The following is a 24,306-nucleotide window of genomic DNA, read 5'->3' on the forward strand; positions in this document are numbered from 1 at the left end:
TTACGTTAAAAGTTAACCGCTGCCCAATATGCCTTTTTACGCTGAAGTTTTTCATCAAACAACAGCGGATAGGCTTTGATAACTTTGCGGCTTGTGCCCCCGGTCGCAGCCGCGCCTCCGGCAATACCGCCACCACGGAAATCAAGCCAGCTGTACCGGTCTGATACGTTCCAAAATGTAACCCCGGTTATTACCTTTTTGTATTTCCTGAAGATCTCAAAAATGGCCTTATACCTTTCGGTTTGCTGAGCGGCCATAGTTTCCGTATAAGCGGAATCCGTTAGCGTTTGATCGCCTGCTTTACGCGGCGGGCCGGTACGTACCGTAACATCCAACTCCGTGATCTGCAGCTTTAATCCAAGTGCTGCATACTTATCCATAGCTTCAGTTATTTGTTGCAAACTGGGGTCATTTAATTTCCAGTGGCCCTGCAAACCTACTCCGGTTACAGGCACCCCGGCGTCTTTAAGGTTCCTGAGCAATTTACAAATCTTATCCCGTTTGGATGGAACCTCACTGTTGTAATCGTTGTAAAAAAGCTGGGCCTCTGGATCGGCTTCATGGGCGTATTCAAACGCCTTGGCAATAAAATCCTCGCCGCAGATCTGATACCATAATGAGTTACGCAGATAGTTGTCGGGTTTATCATCAATGGCTTCGTTAACTACGTCCCACGCGTATATTTTACCCTTAAAATGATTGACTACTATGGTAATATGATCCTTAAGCCGCTTCAGTAACACATCCTTACTTATCTGTTTGCCCGTGCTGTCTTTAAACATCCATACGGGTGCCTGTGCATGCCAAAGCAAATTATGGCCCCTGATTTTCATGTGGTGCTCTTGCGCGAATGCTACGATAGCATCGGCGTTTTTCCAGTTATATTCATTTTCGCGCGGATGAATGGGGCCCATTTTCATATCGTTTTCCGGCGTAACACTGTTAAACTCCTTTGCAATCAGTTCCGCTTCAGGCCCGTTTATTGCGGCCGCGTTTACTGCAACACCGATAGGAAAATACTTTCGGTAATAATCTTTCAATCCCTTATCAGCCTTATGTGATGAGGTTGCAGCCCGGCCATAATCTGTATTATGATGTAGGGCCTGTCGGTTCGTAAAGGATACCAGAGCGGCAAATCCCGTTAGTAACAGCGGGAATTTTAATGTTGTAATGGTGTTAAATTTCATGTTGGATCAGTTGCAGGTGTAATTTTAATTTATTTGAAACTTATCCAGTCGATATTAACGCCGGTGCCGCTTTTTAATACTATTACCAGGTTGGCGGTTTTAGATGGGAGAGAAGCGAGGCGGGTTTGTATAACTTGCCAATCGTTCCCTTCGGCAATGTTTGCCGAAGCCAATATACGTCCGTTGGGATCGCCAAGCCGCACTTCTATAGTTGCTTTACTTGCTGCATTTGCCAGGATCTGCAATTCTTTAAACTTTTTGCCTTCGAAGTCAACACGATTGTAACTGATCCAACTACCTGCATTGTTGAACGTAGTCTTCCAGCCGTCAAATCTTTTTGTGGTATCAAGAAAGGAGATTTTAACGGTACTGTCCTTATCGCTGTACCTGTCTATCTGTATTTTTTCTGAGGCTTTGGTGATCCCCACGCCACGCAGGGTCGGAATAACTTTTTTGATCGTTCCGTCGGCGTTAAAAAACAGGCTGTCGCACCTTATCGACCTGTTTTTGTCGAAATTCGGCGATAGGTCGTCGTTGTGATAAAACAAGTACCACTGATTTTTAAACTGGATAATAGACTGGTGATTGGTCCAGCAGCCGGAAGCTGGCTCATCCATAATCACGCCTGCAAATTTAAAAGGCCCCATCGGATTGTTGCCGGTAGCATACTCCAATCGCTCAATCTTATTGGCCACATGCGGATAGGTGAGGTAATAAATGCCATTGCGTTCAAACAGGTATGGGCCTTCTTTCAGCCCTTTATCAGGCAGTTGGGCTAAAATTATTGGTTCTGAAGCAAGTTCCAGCATGTTTTCTTTAAGTTTTGCAGCATACAGGTTACCCTGTGCCCAATACAAGTAGGCTTGTCCGTCTTTATCAATAAATACATTAGGATCGATGCCATGCACCCCTTTTATAGGTTCCGGCTGAGGGGTAAACGGTCCGTGAGGTTTATCGGCCACGGCAACACCTATGGTAAAGCCGCGACCGTTTTCGCTGCCTTTCATGGTAGTAGGAAAATACATATAATACTTGCCGTTGCGGAAAATGCAGTCTGGAGCCCACATGCTGTACGAAGCAGGGTCGGCCCAGGGCACTGTTGTTTGGCTGATGATCATGCCGTGATCAGTCCAGTCGGTGAGGTTTGCTGATGAAAAAACGTGGTAATCTTCCATGCAAAACCAACCAGGGCGGCCATGGCCGGGTGTTGCCTTAATATCATGCGATGGATAAACGTACACCCTGTCGCCAAAAACGCGGGCTGAGGGATCGGCCGTAAACTGGTCCCTGATTAATGGGTTTTGTGCCATGGATCGCCCGGTGAAGCCCAGTACTGATCCGAATAGTAATAGCCAGAACTTAATATTTTTCATGTACGGAATGTCTTTGATCTGATTTTTTTTATTATTAATTATTTAAACAGGATGGGGGCAAATTTGTAAAGATCATTTCGCCAAACAGGCCAGGTATGGCCGCCAGGGTACTCGTAATAGGTATGTTTTATCTTCATCTCGTCCAGCTTGCCCAGCATAACCTGGCAATTTTTGTACGCGATATCCTCCTTGCCGCCCATCGCAATCCAGAATGCTTTTAGGTTGGTATTGATCTTGGCTGTATTTTGCTTCATAAAGTCATACTGTGTGTCAGCGATGCTGTTTTGTACAGGTAAAATCCACCCCGAGCTGAATACGCCGAGGTAACTGAATGTATCGGTATTATAGATACCTGTATATAGGGTGTTGAGCCCGCCCATAGAAAGCCCGGCCAGCGCACGGCCCTGCGCGGTACGGTTAACCCGGTAATTCTTTTCTATAAAGGGAATTATACATTGTTTTATTTCATTTGCAAAAGTTTTGAGGCCGGCTTCACCAAAACCTCCGCCGAAATTGGCATCGGGCATTACCACTAACATGGGTTTCGCTTGCCCGGCCGCAATCAGGTTATCCATAATCATATCGGTTTTGCCCTGGGTTGCCCAACCGGTTTCGTCCTCGCCGCCGCCATGTAATATATATAATGAAGGATACTTAACCTGGCTTGCATCATAACCTGGCGGGGTATAAATAAACAGCCTTCGCCATGATTTGGTGACAGTTGAAAAATAGGTTTTGATACGGATATCGCCATGCGGAACGTTTTTTAGTGCATAATAATCGCCGCCGTCAAAAGGTATTTCTATCCCGCTGGCCATGCGCCCCATGCCATAAAAGGTTTGACTGGAGGGATCGGTTGTAGCAACGCCATCTATAATCAACGAATAATAATGGAAGCCTTCGCCAATTGAATCTGTTGTAGCTGTCCAATAACCGGCCGTGTCTTTTACCATGTCATATTTCTTGCCCAGGTCAACCTGAACTTTTTGAGCATCCGGCGCCTTGACACGGAAAAGCACCCGGTGGTCGGGCTGGATAAAAGGATATTTTGAGCCTCTGATATTGGTAGATGCAGGGCCGCCCGAGATCATCATGTTATATTTATCGATATCCACAGGTTTGAACAGGAACTGCGAGAACAGGTAAAGATCATTTTTCCAAACTTTAAAGTCGTGGATTCCCGGCTCGACATTGAAGATATGCGGCACATTTTTTTGTTCGAGGTAATCGTGGGTACGTTTACTGAACGACATTAACCCGTCGTGATCGCCGCAGGAGATCCAAAGCAGCTTAAGTTTGCTTTTGGCTGCATCGGGATCAGGTAACAGCTCTTCTGGTTTTTTAGTGTTGGGTGCCGACGAAAAGCCTCCAACCCAGGCAAATTTATCCAGGTTGCCCAGCCCAAAATTAAGTGATTGACCACCGCCCATTGATAATCCGGCCAGTGCCCGATGCTCGCGGTCGGTATAAACTGGATATTTTTTTTGAATAAATGGGATCAGGTCATCCAGCAAGTCATGCTCAAAAGTTGCGAACGCGGCAACTTTATCCGGGGCCATTATATTGCCGGTGGCACGGTCGTCTTTCATGGCGCGGCCGTTGGGTAACACAACGATCATTGGTTCCAGTTTTTTATCGGCATACAAGTTATCCAATATCACCTGGGGCGTGCCCTGGTTAAGCCATTCAAATTCATCGCCGCCAATACCATGCAGCAGGTACAAAACAGGATATGTTTTTTTAGCGGTATAGCCAGGCGGCAGGTAAACTACCGCGCGCCGTTTGGAATCAACTGTTTTTGAGTTGTAGGTAACGGTGTCTAATTTTCCGTGTGCTATACCAGCGCGATAAGTGTCGAAACCGGCCGGTGAATGTTTAAGAGCTGGCTGTGAAAGGGCCAGCAAGGCAGGCAAAATGCCGATGACGGTGAGGTAGGCTATCTTCTTCATAATTTTGTTGTCAGTTAATCCGCTAAACTGATTGCCTTTCGGATTAAGGACGCTAAAGCGGGTTAAATTGTGTTAGTTTTTGCTCATTTGAGGAATACCCGAAAGTAGGGCAAGCACTTTGCCGCGGTTAACACAAATCATGATAATAATAGCACGAATGTTTAAGACCTGAAAAATGAACCGTCAACCCGGTTTGTGTAAGTGGATAGGAAGCCGGAAAATACGCCCGCTATTCTTTTTTTTTAATAGTTAATTGTATTGATGGCCAGTTTGTTTTGGATATCTGGAATGCTTGCGGCGGCGGTTGGTTGTGGCTGATTGTAACAATCATATAGCATTTTTTGGAACGAAGCCATGCAGATACATTCGTGGTATCAAAATATTGGATTGTGGTAGCAAACCATTTTCTGTACGGATACTTTCGTACGGTCCGTAATCGGTATTCCGATTAATAAACTTCTTTAATAAATCTTATAAACCATGCAATTGAAAATTTACTTACCGAAGCCGGTCATGATGGTGATGGCATTAATTTTTTGCCTGTCATCCCTCCGGGGCACGGCTCAAAAACTAAAACTAAACAAGTTGGGTTATTTCGAAACGCCCGGCGTAAATGTCCTCGTATTCAGTAACCAGTATAACGGGATATTTCAGGACGAAAAAACAGCAGGTGTTGAGCTGATACACCACGGCGTGCGTACAATTACAGGCGGCGCGGTGCGGCTGCAAAACACACCCGAGCAATGGGACCTGGTCCCCACACTGGTTAACCGTAAGGCTGATAGCATCAACCATCAAATTGATGTAACTATGCGTTATGCTGACTATGATTTTGATTCCAGGATCACCGTTACACCCAAAGGCAATGGTGTTGAATTGAACTTGTTCCTTGATAAACCGGTACCGGAAAAGTTAGCAGGCAGGGCAGGTTTCAACCTGGAAATTATACCATCTGCTTACTTTGAGAAAACATTTTTGATTGATGGAAAACCGGGCGAGTTTCCGCTGTACCCGGCAGGTTTAACAAAAATGCTTCCTTCAAGCCAAAAAATCTTGCAGTTTGCCGGCCACAGCACATTTGATGATCGTGGCCGCAACGAATTTATCGAGCCCGCGCCATTGGCTACCGGTAAAACACTGGTGATGGCGCCCGAAGATCCTGAGCGTACCATTAAGATTCAATCGTTTGATACCGACCTTAAGTTGTTTGACGGCCGAAGCCTTGCGCAAAACGGATGGTTTATCGTACGCAGTTTGTTGCCGGCAGGAAAAACGGGCAAAGTATTAACTTGGTATATTGAGCCAAATGCCGTACCTGGTTGGAAGCGAGCGCCCGTAATTGAGTTTTCGCAGGTAGGTTACCGCCCGGAGCAGCAAAAGACTGCGGTAATAGAACTGGATAAAAATGACACGCCATTACAAACCGCCACACTTTTTGAGGTAACTCCCGATGGGAAATACGTTGAGCGGCTTAAAGCAGCGGTACAGCACTGGGGGCAATTTACCCGTTATAATTATTTGAAATTTGATTTCAGCAGTGTGAAAAAGGCTGGGTTATATGTGATAGCCTACGGCGACCAAAAAACTAATGCCTTCCCCATCAATGCAAATGTTTATGAAAATATAGGGCATCCTACAATGGATGTTTGGTTCCCGGTTCAGATGGATCACATGATGGTTAATGAGGCCTACCGCGTATGGCATGGCGCGCCTTTCCTTGATGATGCCTTGCAGGCTCCTCCAAACCACCAGCATTTTGATACGTACCAGATGGGGCCAACTACTGATACCAAATATAAACCGCTTGAACGGATCCCCGGGCTTAATGTTGGCGGTTGGTTTGACGCCGGCGATTTTGATGTTGAAACGCCATCGCACTGCAGCGTTGTGTTGAATTTTGTTGAAGCCTGGGAGAATTTTAAAATCGATCGCGACGAAACATATGTAGATTACCCAACCCGGTACGTCGATATACACCGCCCTGACGGTAAGCCTGATCTTTTACAGCAAATTGAACACGGTACGCTTAACCTGGTGGCACAGGTCGTGAACATTGGCCACCCGGCGCGCGGAATCATAGTGCCTAATTTGCACCAGTATCATCACCTCGGAGACGCCGTTAACGAAACAGATAACCTGCCTTATAACGCCTCTCTGAAGCCCTACCAAACCGACGGTAAATCAAGTGGTACCATGGATGACAGATGGGCGTTCACTACAAGGAATATAGCACTGGACTACCAGGCTACCGCCGCCCTTGCCGCTGCCAGCAGGGCGTTAAAAGGGTACAATGATACGCTCTCTGCTAAAAGTTTGCAAAGTGCCTTGAAACTCTGGCACGAAGATGACAGCCTCAAAATGCACATGGACTCGGCTGCCCGGGCACGTAACAGGTTCCTTGCCGGTAACGAAATGCTTGCCGCGCTCCAATTGTATATCACAACCAAAGATCAGCAGTATGCAGACCATTTCAAAAAGCTGATTATGCCAATGCTTGATCGCTTTCCCGGCTTTGTTATGATAAGCGCGCTGCATGCTTACCCTTACATGGATAAAGATTACCAGGATAAAATTGCAGTCTACATGCAAAAGTACAAGGCGTCATGCGATGAGTACGATAAACAGAACCCCTACGGTGTGCCGGTTACTCCAGGAGGCTGGGGTGGTAGCGGGCAGGTTATTAACTACGCCATTACCAACTATTACGCAAATAAGTATTTTCCTAATATAATCGGTCCGGAATATGTTTACAAAGGCTTGAATTATATCTTTGGATGTCATCCTTATTCCAACCTTTCGTTTGTATCGGCGGTAGGTGTACGTTCAAAAAAAGTAACCTACGGTAATAACCGGGCCGACTTCAGGTTTATTGCCGGCGGCGTAGTGCCCGGTATCCTGCTGCTTAAACCCGATTTTCCGGAGAATAAGGAAGACTGGCCGTTTTTCTGGGGGAGAATGAAGTTACAATAGCCGGCTGTGCGCAGTACATTGTTTTGTCAGGAGCTGTTAATCAGTTAGGTCAGCATAATTAACAAGTTAAAGGAGCATTATTTCAATTAAACAATCACTTCCCGATTTCGAATAGAAGCGATCGGGGAGGTGGATTTAGGTCAACCCGTTTATTGCAAAGAAGCCCTGCCGGCATTTTGCCGGCAGGGCTTCTTTGTGTATGGCCATGTGAATGTAATTGGTATTTACTCTTTAAATAGCAAAGGCGCAAGTTCGTAAAGACTACGGCGCCAGGTCAGGAACTCATGTGCGGTGTTTTCAGAAATGTAAGATACCGCGTCATATCCCGCACCTTTTAAAGCAACTACGGCATTTTTAACGCCATCGGGCCGTTCCTTGCTGCCGCAGCTTATGAATATCAGTTTAGGTTTGGTTTTGTCTTTAAGCTCATCCGGCGAATAAGTTCCGCCGCTAAGCAGGGCATAATAGGCAAAAAGCTCGGGCTTGTTTAGTGTTATCATATGCGTTTCCATACCGCCCATTGACAATCCCCCCATCGCACGGTGAGCCCTGTCTGCACGTGTGCGGAAGCTTGCATCAACGTAGGGGATAAGCTCGTCAGTTAAAACTGTTTGAAAGTGATCAATCTTAAAACTTTTAAATGCGCCAGGGCCGGGCCTCACGTCGTTGGTCATGCCGTAAGTCATTACAATAATGAATGGCTGTACTTTACCGGTCGCAATTAAGTTATCCATAATCAGGTTGGCATGGCCCTGGTTGCTCCATGCTGTTTCATCTTCGCCCCAGCCATGCTGCAGATATAGTACCGGATATTTTTTTGATTTATCCTTTTCGTAACCTGGTGGTGTGTAAACAAAAGCCCGGCGCTGGGTATTGGTGCTTTTTGAAGGAAAAAGGATCTGCTGCACATTGCCATGCGGAACATCTTTAAGCGCATAAAAATCCTGGTCATGCGCGGGGATCTCAATGCCGCTTTCCCAACGTGTGGATCCATAAAAATTTAATGTGCCCGGATCGTTAAATACCCCGCCATCGATGGTTAAATGGTAGTAGTGAAATCCTTCATCCATCGGTCCTTCTGTAGTGCCGGTCCAGAAGCCGTCAGCTCCTTTTGTGAGCTTAGTGCCCCCACGCCCGCCAAGACCAAGGCTAACTTTTATACTGTCGGACTGTGGAGCCTTAATACGAAAGCGCGCGTAGCCTTGCGAGTTTACCTGAGGGTACTCTTGTCCCGGCTGGTTAAAAGTTGATGGTTTGAAATCTTCGGCAATTGAAGTTGTTTGCGCCATGCAGAAACTGGAGGCACATGTAACGGCCAACAAGGCAAGTAAACATTTTGGTTTCATAATAGAATATTGAGGTTTATAAATTGTGGATATAGTAAAGTGCCAGGCTGTTTTGATCCGGTAAATACACGGAATATGATAAATGATTAAATTGTGATTAATTGTTATTGTTACACATATTAAGTAGTTTGTTTCGTTTTGACTTTAACCGGAGCCAGTTTTCATTATTTATGAAAAGTTGATCCGGGATGAAATATTTAAAAATAATTTATAATGGCTCTCCTGTTGTTTTGGGCGGCTTTCTTTATTATAAAAGTATTTTTATGTCAAAAAAAAGGCACGCAGTTTTTAGCATAATTTTACAACATTTGTCGATAGCAGGTCGGGCAATATCGTTGCCGCAAACTGTTCGATATGTACTTTTGTACAATAATTACCGGTTCAATTGAACAAGTGTGTTATTTCTTTGAACAAATGTTTGCCTGTTTAATCATCATAAAATGTAGATTTGGATAATGATGTTTGTTCGAAGACGTCAATCACACCAATTTTAAAACCATAGTTCATCAACAATTTTTTCCTGCGGACTACGCTCCGGAAAAAAAGTAACCTGTTTGTTATGATGCATTCTGTACCCGATTTGTGTATGCGCAAAAAGATCAATACAGTGCTGGCAGGCACTATGCGCATTATACTCACCTTAGTCGTTTTGGCCAACCTCAGTTTTCTGGCAAATGCTCAAAAGCCTAACCTGAAATTTACCGCATTAACCACCAGGCAAGGGTTAATGGGTAACGCCGTAAACGCCATCGTAAAAGATAATAACGGGATGATGTGGATAGGCACCTCCGAAAGCCTGAACAGATATGACGGAAGGAAGTTTAAAGTTTATACATTGGGTGCCAAAAGGCAGGTAGAGCCAGGTTCCTACGAAATAAGTAGTATCAGTATGGATCGTGCCGGTACGCTATGGGTAGGCACTATCGGTTTTGGTTTATATTATTACGATAAGGTGGCGGATGATTTCAAAAGCTTTAGTTCGCCCTTAAAAGGGCAGCGTTTAAGCCAGGGTGTTATTACCGCGGTTTGTGCAAACGATAAAAATGAGATCTGGGTGGGAACGGTAAACGGCCTTGATGTGATCAGTCCCGATCGTAAGCATATCAGCCATTTTGAAACCGGGACAGGCAAACCAGGGCTGATACCGGTTAAAAGCATGGGCTATATTTTTGAGGATAGTTACAGCAGGATGTGGGTTTGCACCAATTTAGGTTTGTATTTATATGATGATACGCATAAAGGTTTTAAAGCCTTCCGTCATCAAAAAAACGATACCCATAGTTTACCCTCGGATGTTGTAATGACAGTTTCGGAGGATAAAGTGGGCGATTTGTGGGTAGGTACAGCAAATGGATTAAGCCGCCTGGATAAGGATGGTGAACACTTTGTTAATTACTGCTATAATGATAAAGATGAACAATCGTTATGTGGTGACATTGTCTACAGCATTGCCGCTGATGATAAAGACCACATCTGGGTTGGTACCGAAGGCGGTTTGAATGTTATGGATATCCACACCGGTAAATCCATCCGTTACCGTCATGATCCGCGAGATCCGTATAGTCTTAACAGTAAATCCATCCGCAGCATTTATATCGACCCTAAAGGTATTTATTGGGTGGGTACCTATATGGGCGGCATCAATAAATACGACAAAAACCTCACATTGTTTAATTATGTGCAACCAACCGAGTTAGACCCTTATGGTTTACGCGCGCCAATCGTATCATCTTTCGCGCAAAAAAATGACAATGAACTATACGTGGGGACGGACGGTGGCGGCCTTAGCATTTTCAACAACAAAACCAACCGTTTCACTCATATCGCAATCCAGCCTAAGGAAAAAATAAATTCGGCAGGCCTGCCTGTTCTGGCTATGTTGTTGGATCATAAAAAACAACTTTGGATAGGAACATTCGGCCACGGGCTTTTTAAACTCAATACCGCAAACAATGGCTATACACAATTCACCAGCGGTACCGGAAAGTTAAATATTAGTCAAAATAATATTTTCTGCTTCAGGGAAGACCACCTTGGTAATGTATGGATAGGAACTAACGGTGCAGGTATCGATATTTTTGACGCGAAGGCTGATAGCTTCAGGCGGTTTAAACCCGCTTTAGTATCCGTAAAAGGCTATAAAATGCCATCAAATGGTTATATCAGGGCTTTTGAAGAGGATAATGACGGTAATATGTGGATCGGGTCGTACGGTACGGGCATCGCTATTTATAACCCGGCTACCAAAGTGTTCGATACACTTAATCCAATCAATACAGGTCTGCCTATAGCAGAGGTGTTGTCTTTAAAACGCGATACTAACGGCAATATGTGGATAGGTACCAATGGCGATGGTCTTTTCTTTTATGATCATCGGTTAAAAAAAATAACCCCGTTTAAATACAATAACCAGTTACAGAATGGTGTAATTTGTAAAATTTTGCAGGATAAAACCAATAATATATGGTTCAGTACAAACCAGGGTATTGGAAGAATTGATCCTGTTGATCAGAAACTTTATATTTATTGTAACGATAACGGACTTCAAAACAATGTTTTTTTAAACGGATCGGGTATTATTGCCGCAGATGGCACGCTTTACTTTGGAGGGGTAGACGGGTTCAATTATTTTAAGGGATCAGATGTAAGGCTTAATAAAAACCTGCCGCCGGTTGTATTAACTACGCTGAGTATAGATAATAAACGTATTTCGCCCAACCGTGATAACCCCTTGCCTGTTAATATCAGTGAGGCAAAAGAGATCACCATAAAGTATAAACAAGACATCTCCATAAACTTTGTGGCGCTTAATTATACACTTCCACAGCAAAATCGATATTCGTACATTTTAGAGGGATTTAGCAATACCTGGAAAAATGCAGGAACATCAACAACGGCCAGTTATACCAACCTTGATCCGGGAGAATACACATTCAGGGTACGGGCATCCAATAATGATGGAAAATGGAATGATACCGGTACATCCTTGAAAATTATAGTGAAGCCGCCTTTTTGGAGGACTGTATATGCTTATGTGCTTTATGTTTTGCTGGCCTTTGGCGTGTTGTTGCTCATCCGCAGGCAGGGTGTTAAAAAGCTTAAAAAGAAATTGCACGATGAGCAGGAACGTAAAGCAGCTAAAGCCCGTCATGAGCTGGATGAGATGAAAATTAAGTTTTTAACCAACCTGAGCCATGAATTCCGGACGCCGATATCTTTGATAATGGCGCCTGTTGATAAGCTTTTGGAGCAGCCTAACAGCGGGCCTGTTACCGAACAATTAGGCGTTATTAAAAGAAACTCGCGCAGGTTGCTTAACCTGGTTAACCAACTACTCGATTTTAGGAAACTTGAAGAGAATGAGCTTAAGTTGAATTTGGTTGAGGGAGAGTTTATTTCTTTTGTTCGCGAAGTAGCAGATTCGTTTTATGACCTGGCCAATAGAAAAAAAATCGTTACAGTATTTAAAACTGTCGGTGAAAGGTTATTTGTAAAATTTGATCATGATAAGGTGGAGCGAATATTATTTAACCTGCTATCCAACGCATTTAAATTTACGATGCCTGGCGGGCAAATTACTGTTGAAGTTACCGCCCCTGTTATATCAGAAGACGGCAATTCATACCGCTTGGGTATCTCGGTTGCGGATACAGGTACCGGTATAGCAGCCGAGCAGGTTAAGCATGTTTTTGACAGGTTTTATCAGGCAGATGCCCAGCCTGCCATACTTAACCAGGGAAGCGGGATAGGCTTATCGATAACACGCGAGCTTGTGCAGTTGCATGGCGGCGAGATTGGTGTGAAAAGTGAATTAGGCAAAGGCTCAATTTTCTCCTTATCAATTTCATTGCCTGTAATTAATCTATCGGAGACAGCAATGCATGAGCAAAATACGCCTGAGGCTGCCCCAGTCGTTATCGACGATGACGGGGACAATAAACCGAAGACAGCGATTGCCACAGGTGTTAACCGGCTCCATGTTCTTGTCATTGAAGATAATGATGAAATGAGGCAATACTTGTCAGAAAGTCTGGCTGCAACTTACAAAGTTTCGGAGGCGGCTAATGGCCGTGAAGGGTGGCATAAAGCACTTGCCGTACATCCCGACCTGATAGTTAGTGATATCAGTATGCCATATATGGATGGGATCCAGCTAAGTTGTAAACTTAGGGCCGATAAAAGGACCAGCCATATCCCCATTATATTATTAACAGCGATGACCAGCCAAAAGGAGCAACTTGCAGGGCTGGAATTGGGCGTGAACGATTACCTGACCAAACCTTTCAACTTCGATATCCTGAATATCAAAATTAAAAACCTGCTTCATCTAAATAAGTCGCTTAAAGAAACCTATCAGAAAAAAATAAAAGTTATCCCGGCAGACATGGATATTGAATCCTCGTCAGAACGGTTCATTAAAGATGTGGTGATGTATATTGAGAAAAACATCAACAACCCTAAGTTTTCCGTCGAGGAGATCAGCCATCATTTTAGTATGAGCAGGGGATCATTTTATAGTAAGATCACCGAACTAACCGGTGAGCCGCCTGTAGAATTTATCCGCTCCATAAAACTGGATAAAGCAGCTATATTGCTCGAAAAAACCGATTTGACCATTGCAGAGATAGCATACTCCATCGGTTTTTCGACGCCTCATTATTTTACCAAATCATTCAAGGCAAAATATAATGTTCTGCCTTCCGAGTACCGGGTGAAAAAAATAGATGTCAAAAGTGTGGCTTAAGCAAGCTTTCATTTTATCGGATAGAAAAATATCGATATTACCTGCCGGTATTCCCTGTTGTTTGAATAGGTAAAGGATTGGTAGTGGCCGGTGCCTTGTAACCCAACAGATTGAGCATTTGTAATCCGTATCGTGTGCCTAAAATTCGATAGCCATCAGCAGTGAAGTGCAGCTTATCTGATGCAGCCGGACAGCCAATTGAATTAATCACATATGCGTTGGGGATAACTTCAGGAAGCTTATCAATTATGTGGTTCATAGCAGCGCACTTGCCGCCCTGGTCTTCATTAACAAGCTGGCCAGCCAGCAAAGGAACTTTTTTGGCCTTTAGGTGAAGATCTTTCAATAGCATATCATAGATGCCTTTTACTTTCAGTGTCCAAAGTGTATCATTTGCGTTAGATTCGCCCTGGTGCAGCAAGATGCCTTTAATCACGCCGGATTTTTGTGCCAGTTTAGCCATCTCGACCAAATGGCCATAGGGATTGCCTCCATATTCGTTGATCATGTTCACCATCCAGGAAGGTGCGGTGGCTGCATAATCCTTATAACTGTCTTTCTGGAACAATTCAATTTTACAACCAGCTACCGATACGTTCACAATACCCACTGTTACATCAGTGGGTAGGGCGGCTATCAGGGTACGGCCAAAATAGTCGGCAGGGGTAAGGCCGGTATTGCAGCGTGCCAATGGTGGTACGGCGGTATACCAGCTCCCTTTGGCGCGTTTAAGGTTAGGGCAGTCCACAGTTTCCAGTACTTGTAAACGCGGATCAACTACGGTATCCTGTGGCTGTATGCGGGCGTTACCTTCCATATTTGATTGGCCGAAGCACAAGAAAATATAAAATTTTTTGTTTTGGGCTGATGTATCGCCAACAAATAACAAGACGATTGCCAACACGACGAGAAAAAAGATCCTTAGATTCATTGGTTGTTCTTTTAGGTTTCGCGGCAGTCAAAATTGGCGGCCGGCTTGCTGATAAAAATAGGTCAACCTATAGTCATACTATTACAACAATTGTTGAAGTTGTTATAACAGTTGTTTAGTGCATTTTGCAATAGTCTACAATGAACAGCAATAAGTTGGAAATGGGGGAGCGATTGTGCGTTTAGTAAACCAATGTGTTAACCTTTTCAACATGTGTGTCATTTAAAGTTTACCATCCTTAATACATTTGATTGCTTGAGGTGTACTAATCCTGGATTACATAACCTTAACAAAGTTTACTGATATGATCAATAATTATTTGTAGCATTTGCGTTAACGCGCAAATACTTTATCACATACTTACAAGATATAATACCTCACCTTTATTACTTTTCTTTTTTTAAAATTGGTTGTAAGGACAGCGCGAGGCTGTCCTTATTTGTTTCCTGTAAGCAGGTATGCTAAAAATATTTATTATTCTATCGCTATAAATCAATAAGATTTATTGTTTTAACTATACCTAAATACCGCATTTTGGGTAAGTTTCGCAATCGATTGTTGCTGGTGGTATTTTTACCTGCAAATTAACAAGCCGGTGCCAGTTTCTGGTAAAGAAAAGCACCTGACTTCAACTTATTTTGTTTTTTATTTTGCATTTAAATTATTGACAATCAATAATTTATTGTTTTTTGAGATCTCAAAAACCGACGTTGGAACATGCTATATAGTATGCCGGAAAACTGTTTTAACATGGAAAGAAAACCTTGTTGTAGGGAACTTGCTTAAACAAATGTTGTAAGATTAAGATAAATACTGCGCTACCTGCCCAACCGCGAAAGATAATTTTACCTCTGTTATTACAACCTGCTTTTAGCCGGCTGTAACAATAAGTACCGTTGCATTACAACGTATAGATTACCAATTATAAACATGTTGACCAATAATGGAGCATTCGTGGCATTTGTCATTTGCTGCCCGGTTCGGCGTGGCATACCGTTTGAAATTGAAAACTAATAACACCGACATACCAATTATCAATCAATTAACTAACAAAAAAAATTATGGAAAGACAAAAAAGAGATTTTCAGGTCCTGGATAAGTACGGAACAGCTAACAGATAGGTTTCGTCGTTCATTTAAATCTGGTAGTTACCATAGGGTGACACCAGGATAATTTTAGGCATATGAGCTTAAACGATGCAGGTAAATGTTGTGCTGAGCGCAAATCAGGCCAACGTTTTCCCAATCGAATCGAAAATTTAAAACCTTAATAACATGAAGTATTCTTTACAAAAAATTTATAATAACAAGTGGCGTTACGCAACGCTCATCTTAACCGGATGTGCGCTCGCAATGCCATCGGTGTCAATTGCGCATAACCGTGGTTCGGCAGGTTCATTGAATGGCATTACCATTAATGAAAATGGCGCTTTGAAAATGAAGCCTGCATTCAACGTTTCGGGCAAAGTTACTGATGATGATAACCAACCCCTGCCCGGCGTAGCGGTTTCCATAAAAGGCACAACTCAAGGCGTAACAACTGACGCCGGCGGTAATTTTAAAATAGCAGTGCCCGGCAATTCAGCGGTGCTCGTGTTCAAGTTAATCGGTTTTGCCCAGCAAGAGATCACGGTTACCAATGGTACTGAGCTAAAAGTGCAAATGAAAAAAGATACCAAGAACCTGGAGGAAGTTGTTGTGGTTGGATACGGATCGCAAAAACGTGCCAAAGTTACCGGGGCGGTTTCATCAGTTAGCGGGAAAACCCTGGCCTCTGTACCTGTTGGTGGTATCGAAGCGCTACAAGGCCGTATTTCTGGTCTTACTGTTACCAACAATGGCGGTCCGGGAACCGGGGCTATTATATCGTTGCGCGGCATCAGTTCTGTAAATTTCGGATCTGATCCTTTATATATTGTTGATGGTTACCCGGGCAGCCTCACGGGCGTTGATATTAAAGACATTCAAAGTATCGATGTGTTGAAGGATGCCAGCGCCGCTGCGATCTATGGTTCGCGCGGTACCAACGGTGTTATCATCATCACCACTAAAAAAGGTAACAATAATAGCCGTACGGAGGTTACTATCGACTCATATTACGGTATACAAAACGTTAACAAGAAATATGACCTGCTTAACACCCAGCAATACCTGCAATACGAGCGCGCCCTTAACGGGTCTGCTGGAATAGCTTTACCGCCGCGCCTGCAGCCAGATAACTTTAATAAGCCGATTTACGCAGGTAGTTCTCAAACCTTTGCCCAAACCAATACTAACTGGCAGGATGCTTATTTTAGAAGCAACGCGCCAATACAGCAGCATAATGTGGCGTTGAGCGGCGGCAATGCGGTATCCCGATTTTACACCTCGGCCAATTACTTCGATCAGCAGGGTATTGCCCAGGGACTAAGTGCCTACCACAAGGCTTTCCGTGCTAATTCCGATCATACCATCAGTAAGTTCCTTTCATTTGGCGAAACATTCAACGTTATTGAAAACCATCAGCGCTATGGCGTTGACGCGGGTAACCGTACCGCTATTACCAATGTGGTGAGGATGCAGCCGTATCTGCCTATTTACAATCCCAACAACGCAGGAGGGTTTATGGGGCCGCAAAATAGCTTCGACGGATCGGATCCTACCAATCCAATTGAAGCTGCCAAACTTATCGATAATACCAACCACGGCTTCACTATCCATGGTAACGCTTATGCAACGCTTAAGTTTACCCCATGGCTTAACTTTAAATCAATTTATGGTATTGACTACAATACCAATCAAAACAATACTTACACGCCTATTTACGATGACGGTGGTACTTCAAAATCCACAACAGCAGTTATTAACTACGGTAGGAGCACCAGCACAACTCAACTGTATTCTCAACAGCTTACCTTCGATAAAACATTCGGCAACAAGCACCATGTTAACGCCGTTTTAGTTTACGAGGCCCAGAGCTCGCGCGGCGATAACCAGGTATCTTCTGGTAATCAAAATACCAACACGGTAAGAACACTAAATGGCGCGACTAATCTTTACACTAATTACACTTATGGTACAAATCTCCTCGTATCGGAGGTAGCCCGTGTAGGGTACGACTTTGAAGGTAAATATTTGATATCTGGTTCTATCCGACGGGATGGTTTATCTGTATTTGCACCGGGACACAAGCACGAAAGCTTTCCTGCGGCGTCATTAGGCTGGAAGGTAGACCAGGAAAATTTCATGAAGGGAATCAAATCAATATCTTCATTAAAGCTTAGGGCGGGTTATGGTGTAACGGGTATCAATGGTACCGTACTGGGCAACTATCCTTATCTGCAGCCTATATCATCTAATATTGCTACCTATCCGTTCAACGGTTCATTGGCCGATCTTGGAAATGCATCATTTTACAGTGGTTTAAGTAACCTCGATCTGTCATGGGAGACAACCAAGCAAACAAATATCGGTTTGGATCTGGGTTTATTCCAGGAAGCGTTTACCCTATCTGCCGAGGTTTATAACAGGCAAACCGATAACCTCTTATTGACAGTACCTACACCGCCCAGCTATGGCTTTGGCGGGGCCGGTACATTAGCAAACGTAGGTTCGATGCGGAACCGCGGCTTTGAAGTTACTTTAGGTTATCATAAAACAAGTGGCGAGTTTAAATACGATATTAACGGAACCTTTGCCTTGAACAGAAACAAGGTTTTAACGCTTAATACTGCAAATGCCTCAATTACCGCCGGTGGCGATGCGGATTATGGTGGCGGTAACCCTCTAACCAATACGGTGGTCGGGCAACCGGTACAGTCATTTTACGGCCTTATTGTTGACGGAATTTTTCAAAACGCGGCCGAGGTTTCTAATTCGCCCACGCAAACAGGGGCGGCTCCGGGTGATATCAAATTCAGGGACGTAAACCATGATGGTGTTATCAATGATGCCGATCGTACCTTTATAGGTAGCTATCTGCCCAAATTTACCTATTCATTAAACTACAGCGCATCATATAAAAATTTCGACGTGGTGGTATTTTTCCAGGGTGTTTACGGCAATAAAATATTTAATGCCGAAAGGATTATCCTGGAAGGTATGCCAAGGCTTTTCAACGCGGGCACGAATGTTTTAAACGCGTGGACGCCTACAAATACCGGTACAAATATTCCGCGTGCCTTTTCCGGCGACCCGAACGGAAACAAAAGGCCTTCAACAAGATGGATTGAAAGTGGCTCATACCTCCGCGTTAAAAACATGCAGCTTGGCTATAATTTCCCCACGTCATGGTTAAGGGCAAAAACAGATAACGCGCTTAACAGGCTCCGGATTTATGTGGCTTCAACCAACCTTTTGACATTTACAAAATACAAAGGTCTCGATCCCGAAATAGGCTCACGTAACGGCACCCTCACCAACGGTATTGATTATGGCCAGTATCCGCAGCCAAGAGTAGTTCAGTTGGGTTTGCAGGCAACCTTTTAATGATTAATTTAAAAAGATACAGCGATGAAAAATAAAAAAATATTCGTGTGGTCGGCCCTTACAGCTATCATAGTAACGGCTACGGTCAATTCCTGTAAAAAGGGATCTCTCAATACCAGCGACCCTAATAACGTAACAACCAATCAGTACTATAAAACCAGCGACCAGCTAACCAAAGGCGTGAATGCTATATATGTTGCTATTCATTCGCTGGGGCTGGTATCAAGGGAATGGTTCTTTATTCACGATCTCAGAAGCGATGAGGTTGCAAGCGGCGGCGGACAGCTCGAAGCACCCAGGGGCCAGATGCTTAATGGCAATGCAGACCCTGCCAACTCAGTATTGAACTCGGTGTGGAATGCCTGGTACACAGCAATATTCAGAGCGAATGTAGTTATTCAAAACGGACCAGCTGTAACCGATAATGGACCGTTGCGCGACAGACTGGTTGGCGAAGCTAAATTTTTGCGTGCATGGGCTTACTTTGACCTGGTTTCGCAATGGGGAGGAGTGCCGCTTCTTACGACACCCGTTAAAACTGCCAGCGATTTTCAACCCCGCGCGTCTGAATCTGAAGTTTATTCACTAATCATAAAGGACCTTCAGGATGCGGCCGCCGTTCTACCTGAAAAATCAGGTACTGACAAGGGACGGGCGACTGCCTCTGCAGCAAATGCCATGCTGGGCCGCGCACTGATGCAAAACGGCGACTATGCAGGTGCAAAGGCTGCGCTCTTAAAAATTCCTACAACCGGAGTAAACGGATATACGCTTACCAGCAGATATCTTGATAACTTTGAAGAAGAGACCGAATTCAACAGCGAATCCATCTTCGAGATCGTTTTTGTTGACAAAGGTGACGGCGGGTTTAACTGGGGCGGCGATAGCCCTACTGAAGCACAATCTACTGTGCGTAACCAGGAGTATAACCCAATTGCCTGGAGAAACCTTATTCCTTCAAATAAATTAATTAATGAGTTTGAAAATACGGCTACAGGTGCTGCCAAATCTGATCCCCGTTTTCACTACACCTGTTACCAATCGGGCGACACTTATAATAAAGGTGCGTCGGTGCTAACTGACGGCGACCAGAACGGCAACTCGTCAGTGATGAACGGCGTAACCAAAAAGATCAGTTTCCGTAAGTTCATGATCATCTACAAGGAAGGTTTGCCGGCAGCAGGTTTCCACCCGGGAGGCAATAATCAACGCATTATTCGTTATGCCGAGGTTTTATTGATGCTGGCCGAATGTGAAAATGAGCTGGGTAATACTGCCGCCGCAGTTAATTATCTTAATATGATACGGGCCCGTGCAGATGTTGCGATGCCGCCTTATCCAACTGCACAATATCCGGTTGGCTCAAAAGCTGATGTTGTAAAAGCAATTATGCACGAAAAAATGGTAGAAATGGGTTGCGAAGAAATAAGAAATATCGACATTCTTCGCTGGAGGAAAAAGCAATACTTTACAACCGATCCATTCCCTTATTTCAAGAAAGGCCGGGATGAATTATTGCCAATTCCTCAGGCCGAGCTGGATAATAACCCTAAGGTAAACGGACATCAAAACCCTGGCTATTAATACTTAACTTGCTTATATAGCAGTTAAAAATTATAGAGTTCGGACTCGTTAAAAGAGATAGGTTGCGCATAGCAGCCTATCTTTTCCATATAAACCAATTTATAAATGAAGAAATTTTACCCGGCTTTATTGCTCGTTGGTGTTGTTCTTTTTTCATGCGCTAAAAAGAAAACAGCACTGTTCGAATTGATACCGTCTTCACATTCGGGCGTTACTTTCAATAATTTAATTACCGAGAACGATTCAATCAACCCGATTGATAATGCCAATGTTTATAACGGCGGTGGAGTTGGCATAGGCGATTTCAATAACGATGGCTTACAGGATATTTACTTTTCGGGTAACATGGTATCAAACAAGCTGTACCTAAATCGCGGCGACTTTAAGTTTGATGATATTACAGATAAAGCCGGAGTTAATGGTTTAGGAAAATGGGGCAGAGGGGTTGCTGTTATCGATATTAATAATGATGGCCTTCAGGATATTTATGTATGCAATTCGCTGCTGCAGGATAGCGTTAAAAGGCAAAATTTGCTTTACATAAACCAGGGGGCAGATAAAGAGGGGATACCGCACTTTAAGGAAGAAGGTAAAGAATATGGCCTAAATATACACGCATATTCTACAATGGCAACCTTTTTTGACTACAATAACGATGGCAAACTGGATATGTATCTTACCGTTAACAGGCCAGGGGACGGCTATTACGCAAACCAGTTTCGCCCGATAATCGCGGACGGCAGCGGTAAGAGTACAGGGAGGTTATATGAAAGCAAATGGGATGCCCAACTTAAACACCCGGTGTTTAGCGATGTATCCAAAAAAGCCGGTATATCCATTGAAGGCTATGGGCACGCGGCAACTATTGTGGATATAAACAAAGACGGGTGGAAGGACATTTATGTTACCAACGATTTTATATCGCCCAATATTCTCTACATCAATAATGGTGATGGTACATTCACCAACAGATCTAAAGAATACTTTAAGCACACTTCGATGAACTCGATGGGGCAGGACATCGAAGATTTAAATAACGATGGTTTGGCCGATGTATTTGAACTGGACATGTCACCACCGGATAATTACCGGAAAAAAATGATGTCGATGCCGGAAAGCTACCAGTCGTACGAGTTATTTAATCATTATGCATACCAATATCAATATGCACGTAACACCTTGCAGATAAACGAGGGGCCGGGATTGGGGCAGAATGATTCTATCAAGAACCCCGTATTCGGTGAAATCGGGTTCTTGAGCGGAGTTACAGAGACCGACTGGAGCTGGACGCCTTTGATAACAGATTTCAACAATGATGGTTACCGCGATATCATTGTAACCAATGGATTTCCGAAGGATGTTACTGATCACGATTTTATAGTTTTCAGAAACAATCCTTATGCTACGGCTTCAAAAAAAACTGTTATTGACCAGATTCCTACAGTCAAGATCCACAATTATGCTTTTCAAAATAATGGCGACCTAAACTTTGGTGATGTTTCCAGCCAATGGGGATTGGATTTACCGACCTTTTCAAACGGCGCTGCTTATGCAGATCTGAACAATGACGGGGCAATGGATATGGTGATCAATAACATCAATGACGAGGCTCTTATCTATAAAAACAATAGCCGCGCACTTACCTCCAAACCATCAAATTACTTGCAGGTAAAATTGAATGGCAACAACTTTAACAGGGATGGTATTGGTGCCTGGGTAGATATCTATTATGCAGGCAAGCAACACCAGGTATACGAGAACAATCCTTATCGTGGATATTTATCGTCTATCCAAAACGTCGCGCACTTTGGCCTCGGCAAAGTCAATAAGCTCGATTCTGTTGTAGTGAGATGGCCGAATAATTATAAGCAGGTATTAAAAAATGTAAGCGCTAATCAAACGCTGAAAGTAAATATCAATGATGCGCGTCAGCCTTATAGTTGGGTTATACCCCAAAAAAACAGGGGGGCGCTGTTTACTGAAGTTACAGGCACGGCAGGTATTAGTTACAGGCACAAGGAGGATGATTTTCCGGATTTTACCATTCAGAAATTATTGCCCCATAAATTTTCAGCGTACGCTCCGGCGCTTGCAGCCGAAGATATTGATGGCAACGGGCTTGATGATATCGCTATTGGCGGTAACAGGAAATTTCCCGCCCAGGTTTTCCTGCAGCAGGCTAACGGTAAATTTAATCAACGAAATTTAATTGATGGAAAACCGGATAGCGCAAATTATAAGGATGAAAGTTTATTGTTCTTTGATGCAGATGGCGATGGGAAGCCAGATCTGTATATGGCCAGCGGGGGATATGAAAGCACGCCGGGTTCAAAAAATTATGCAGATCGCATCTACCTCAACGATGGCCGCGGGCGTTTCAGCGAACAAAAAGGTGCCTTGCCCGGCAATTTTACAAGTAAGCTATGTGTCAGAGCGTTCGATTATAATAAGGATGGCAAGCTCGACTTGCTGGTAACCGGTCGGGTTGATCCCTGGCATTATCCCAACCCGGTATCCAGTTTTATTTTACGAAACGACAGTAAACCCGGGAAGCTGCAATTTACAGATGTAACGGCATCAGTTGCCCCTTGCTTAAAAAATCTGGGGCTAACCTGTGATGCCCTGGTTACAGATTATGATAATGACGGTTGGCCGGATCTTGTTATAGCGGGTGAATGGATGCCCATTGCGTTTATCAAAAACGTTGGGGGCAAATTCGTTAATTCCACAGCAGCGTCTGGTATTGCTGATAAGATCGGCTGGTGGAATTCCATCGCGGCCGGCGATTTCAGGCATTGCGGTAGGATAGACTATATTGTTGGCAACCTGGGAAAGAATAGTTTTTTCAAAGCCAGCGATAAAGAGCCCGTATATATCACGGCAGGCGATTTTGATAAACGTAAAACCACTGATGCCTTTCCATCCCTATTCCTCCCCGACACTGACGGGGTGAAACGTGAATTTCCATCTTTTGTTCGTGACGATGCTGTTAAGCAAATGGTCAGTCTCCGGAAAAAGTTTGTGAATTACAGATCCTTTGGCCACGCAACGTTGGAGGATTTGTTATCGCCGGAACAACTGAAAAATGCTTTGCGATTAAAAGCCAATACGCTTACTTCATGCTATCTTGAAAATTTAGGAAACGGAAAATTCAAAATGTACCCTCTGCCAAACTATGCGCAGGTTTCTGCCATTAACGGAATGGTGGTGGATGATTTTGACGGTGATGGCAATTTAGACGTAGCCATAAACGGGAATGATTACGGCACAAATGTTTCGGTAGGCCGGTACGATGCCTTAAACGGATTGCTTTTAAAAGGCGATGGTAAAGGGAGATTTAAGCCATTAACGATTTTGCAAAGCGGGATCTGCTTTCTCGGCGATGGGAAAGCCCTGGTAAAACTTAAGGGGAAAGATAGCCGTTACTACCTCGCGGCCAGCGAGCATAACGGCAATTTGAAGTTGTTAAAGCTCAACGCACCGGGAAAAACCATAAAGATCGGGCCGCAGGATGCCTATGCGGAAGTATCTGCAAAAGATGGTTCGGTTACCCGGCGAGAGTTTTATTATGGCTCGTCTTTTTTATCACAATCGGCAAGGTTTCTGAAAATAAGCCCGGACGTGCAGAAAGTTAAGATTGTATCTAACGATGGCCGGTGTAGGGAAATTAAGCTTTAATAATCCGTTTGTGGTATTCAAAATATAACACCTTCAATATTGATCCGGGTCTTAAGAAAAAATAATGTGTAGCTAATT

General features: G+C 43.8%; 10 protein-coding genes. 5 read left to right on the top strand and 5 right to left on the bottom strand.

Going from position 1 to position 24,306, the window contains the following annotated elements; genetic code table 11:
- Positions 1 to 5: 5 nt before the first annotated feature.
- Genes DIU38_RS08275 through DIU38_RS08285 form a run of 3 tightly spaced genes read right to left on the bottom strand, consistent with a single transcriptional unit; the run spans position 6 to position 4,509 of the window.
- On the bottom strand, positions 6 to 1,187 hold the full coding sequence (locus DIU38_RS08275) for an endo-1,4-beta-xylanase (protein ID WP_112653763.1): 1,182 nt from the start codon (positions 1,185 to 1,187) through the stop codon (positions 6 to 8).
- A 29-nt stretch (positions 1,188 to 1,216) separates the two neighbouring features.
- Entirely contained in the window at positions 1,217 to 2,560 is a 1,344-nt protein-coding gene (locus DIU38_RS08280; protein WP_112653762.1) for a family 43 glycosylhydrolase, read from the bottom strand.
- Between the two features lie 38 nt (positions 2,561 to 2,598).
- Entirely contained in the window at positions 2,599 to 4,509 is a 1,911-nt protein-coding gene (locus tag DIU38_RS08285) for an alpha/beta hydrolase-fold protein (RefSeq protein ID WP_112653761.1), read from the bottom strand.
- A gap of 480 nt (positions 4,510 to 4,989) precedes the next feature.
- On the opposite strand from DIU38_RS08285, the gene DIU38_RS08290 reads away from it, so the two are divergent.
- Positions 4,990 to 7,479, top strand: a complete 2,490-nt coding sequence (locus DIU38_RS08290) for a glycoside hydrolase family 9 protein (protein ID WP_208809222.1) — start codon at positions 4,990 to 4,992, stop codon at positions 7,477 to 7,479.
- Positions 7,480 to 7,703: 224 nt separating this feature from the next.
- Here the strand turns inward: DIU38_RS08290 and DIU38_RS08295 are convergent, their stop codons facing one another.
- Positions 7,704 to 8,825 carry an alpha/beta hydrolase-fold protein gene (locus tag DIU38_RS08295; protein WP_112653759.1) on the bottom strand — a complete coding sequence of 374 codons (1,122 nt, stop codon included), beginning with the start codon at positions 8,823 to 8,825 and terminating at the stop codon, positions 7,704 to 7,706.
- A 559-nt stretch (positions 8,826 to 9,384) separates the two neighbouring features.
- Here DIU38_RS08295 and DIU38_RS08300 point away from each other — a divergent pair.
- Positions 9,385 to 13,569, top strand: coding sequence for a hybrid sensor histidine kinase/response regulator transcription factor (locus DIU38_RS08300; protein WP_112653757.1), 4,185 nt, complete (start codon positions 9,385 to 9,387; stop codon positions 13,567 to 13,569).
- Positions 13,570 to 13,606: 37 nt separating this feature from the next.
- Here the strand turns inward: DIU38_RS08300 and DIU38_RS08305 are convergent, their stop codons facing one another.
- Complete coding sequence (locus tag DIU38_RS08305) at positions 13,607 to 14,500, bottom strand: sialate O-acetylesterase (RefSeq protein ID WP_112653756.1); 894 nt, start codon at positions 14,498 to 14,500, stop codon at positions 13,607 to 13,609.
- 1,274 nt (positions 14,501 to 15,774) lie between these two features.
- Here DIU38_RS08305 and DIU38_RS08310 point away from each other — a divergent pair.
- From DIU38_RS08310 to DIU38_RS08320, 3 genes are all read left to right on the top strand, one after another.
- The gene (locus DIU38_RS08310) at positions 15,775 to 18,966 is read left to right on the top strand and encodes a SusC/RagA family TonB-linked outer membrane protein (RefSeq protein ID WP_243770782.1); all 3,192 of its coding nucleotides are present in this window, start codon (positions 15,775 to 15,777) and stop codon (positions 18,964 to 18,966) included.
- A 24-nt stretch (positions 18,967 to 18,990) separates the two neighbouring features.
- Complete coding sequence (locus DIU38_RS08315; protein ID WP_112653754.1) at positions 18,991 to 20,550, top strand: RagB/SusD family nutrient uptake outer membrane protein; 1,560 nt, start codon at positions 18,991 to 18,993, stop codon at positions 20,548 to 20,550.
- Positions 20,551 to 20,655: 105 nt separating this feature from the next.
- Positions 20,656 to 24,228 carry a VCBS repeat-containing protein gene (locus DIU38_RS08320; RefSeq protein ID WP_112653753.1) on the top strand — a complete coding sequence of 1,191 codons (3,573 nt, stop codon included), beginning with the start codon at positions 20,656 to 20,658 and terminating at the stop codon, positions 24,226 to 24,228.
- The last annotated feature ends 78 nt before the right edge of the window (positions 24,229 to 24,306 follow it).

The sequence above is a fragment of the Mucilaginibacter metallidurans genome, assembly GCF_003286435.2.
Classification (GTDB): Bacteria; Bacteroidota; Bacteroidia; order Sphingobacteriales; family Sphingobacteriaceae; genus Mucilaginibacter; species Mucilaginibacter gossypii.

What these genes read in the sequence shown, in the direction of transcription:
- DIU38_RS08285 (WP_112653761.1), bottom strand. Translation starts at nt 4,509, where the DNA reads ATGAAGAAGATAGCCTACCTCACCGTCATCGGCATTTTGCCTGCCTTG.
- DIU38_RS08275 (WP_112653763.1), bottom strand. Translation starts at nt 1,187, where the DNA reads ATGAAATTTAACACCATTACAACATTAAAATTCCCGCTGTTACTAACG.
- DIU38_RS08295 (WP_112653759.1), bottom strand. Translation starts at nt 8,825, where the DNA reads ATGAAACCAAAATGTTTACTTGCCTTGTTGGCCGTTACATGTGCCTCC.
- DIU38_RS08290 (WP_208809222.1), top strand. Translation starts at nt 4,990, where the DNA reads ATGCAATTGAAAATTTACTTACCGAAGCCGGTCATGATGGTGATGGCA.
- DIU38_RS08300 (WP_112653757.1), top strand. Translation starts at nt 9,385, where the DNA reads ATGATGCATTCTGTACCCGATTTGTGTATGCGCAAAAAGATCAATACA.
- DIU38_RS08310 (WP_243770782.1), top strand. Translation starts at nt 15,775, where the DNA reads ATGAAGTATTCTTTACAAAAAATTTATAATAACAAGTGGCGTTACGCA.
- DIU38_RS08320 (WP_112653753.1), top strand. Translation starts at nt 20,656, where the DNA reads ATGAAGAAATTTTACCCGGCTTTATTGCTCGTTGGTGTTGTTCTTTTT.
- DIU38_RS08315 (WP_112653754.1), top strand. Translation starts at nt 18,991, where the DNA reads ATGAAAAATAAAAAAATATTCGTGTGGTCGGCCCTTACAGCTATCATA.
- DIU38_RS08280 (WP_112653762.1), bottom strand. Translation starts at nt 2,560, where the DNA reads ATGAAAAATATTAAGTTCTGGCTATTACTATTCGGATCAGTACTGGGC.
- DIU38_RS08305 (WP_112653756.1), bottom strand. Translation starts at nt 14,500, where the DNA reads ATGAATCTAAGGATCTTTTTTCTCGTCGTGTTGGCAATCGTCTTGTTA.